Genomic DNA, 1,733 nt, shown 5'->3' with positions numbered 1-1,733 from the left:
ATTTTGAAAATATAATCAGTTTTCACTTTCATACGCTTTTCATAAAGCACGTTTTTAATCACTCACTAAAATGATTACTTTTGTCGGTTAAATTTACTGACAAATAACTGACAAATATATATTATAAGTTGAGTTTACGGGTTAGTCTTTAATAAAGGTTGTATCATTAAAATGCTAATATATTGAAATATAATGTTTTTAATTTTCTCTCATTTTAAAAAAAATAATATAGGGTCTAAAAAGAACTGACTAAACTGACAAAAATGACAAAAGTCTATTAAAAGGGATTTTGCTAATCTCTATAATTATCAGTCTCTCTTTAGATATTTTCATAACAAGCTATAAATCTCAATTATCCTATTTATCGTTTCTCTTATGAAAATGAAAAATGATGCGGTGGCTATAAGAATATACAGCTATAAAGCACGTGTGAAAAAAGCAAGCTTTCATAATCAAAATGCATTTTCATAATTACATTGCAAATGAACGCATTGGTTATAAAGACAGTCCCTATAAAGGCTATTAAGTTGCAAATGTGTTGTAAAAGAAATTAACAGAAATCTTAAAAACCATTTAGTAAAAAACTAATAGGTTATAAAGTTAAAAATACGCATGATGAGAGCGTTTATAAACATTATAAATGTATAATTCAAAAAATAATGCAATCGTTTAAGAAGGCTCATAATATAGCTTTAAAAGCAGATAATACAAAAGAAGCAATTCATAAGCATATGATAAATATTTACACACAATGCATTTAAAAAAATCATAAAAAATATCAAAAAAGATAAAATATTATTTGACAATAAATACGTATTTTGTTATATAAATATTCAAGTGATTGAAAACACTAAATCGATAGCGAAAGGGTTGCGATAAAACCTAATCCTATTATAAAAACTGACTTTCTTTTATGCTTTTGTTAGTATATGAGAGCTTTGTCGGGTGTGGTTACACTATACAATACTCTTTATGAGAAAAGTGTAACGACGGACTATCGACCGTGTTTTCAAGCGCCCGGCGCCCTTATAGGGTTGTCAATTGAAAACTGTATAATCGATAGGATTTAGTTATGAAAACTACATCACAAAACACCCCCGTTATCTCTAATATTTCAAATAAAACCGCATCTAATAACAAACAAGAGCCTGCAAAAAAATACGAATTTATTGATGATTGTGAATATATAGATGGTCATTTCTTAAAGCGAATTAGAGCTTTAAGAGATTTTGGAGATGTCAAAAAAGGCGACCTCGGGGGGTATATTGAAAGTGAAGATAACCTTTCTCATGATGGCAATTGCTGGGTTTATGATAAAGCACGCGTTTTCCAAAATGCTAGGGTTTTTGAGAATGCTAAAGTAAAAAGCTTTTTTGTAGACGTTTATGGCAATGCTAAAATTTATGGCAATGCTATTTTTGAAGGCATGGCAATAAATGATTATTGTGAGGTTTATGGCAATGCTCATATTGAAAATGCCGTTATAATTGAAGGGAATGTTAAAATTTATGATAACGCCCGTGTAAGTGGGCATGCGCATATTTCTGATGAGACTGTCATTTGTGATAATGCTCATGTCGGTGGCAATGCAAAAATAAGTGATGGTGCTTATATATGTGATTATTCTCAAGTTTATGATGATGCGGTTGTATGTGGTGCTCTTGTCTCTGGCGATTCTTATATTCATAGCGCCGCCTCTTTAACTTCTGATGATCAAATTCATGATGAGGCAA

1 protein-coding gene is annotated in these 1,733 nt (G+C 30.4%); it reads left to right on the top strand.

What is annotated here, in order from left to right:
- Positions 1-1,072: 1,072 nt before the first annotated feature.
- Positions 1,073-1,733: hypothetical protein (locus FNZ60_RS08760; protein WP_142417200.1), on the top strand; the 661-nt coding region annotated here is incomplete at its 3' end.

The organism is Bartonella massiliensis (assembly GCF_902150025.1).
Taxonomy (GTDB): domain Bacteria; phylum Pseudomonadota; class Alphaproteobacteria; order Rhizobiales; family Rhizobiaceae; genus Bartonella; species Bartonella massiliensis.
Note: the sequence above shows the minus strand (reverse complement) of the source record. Positions and strands in the feature narration are given on the sequence as shown.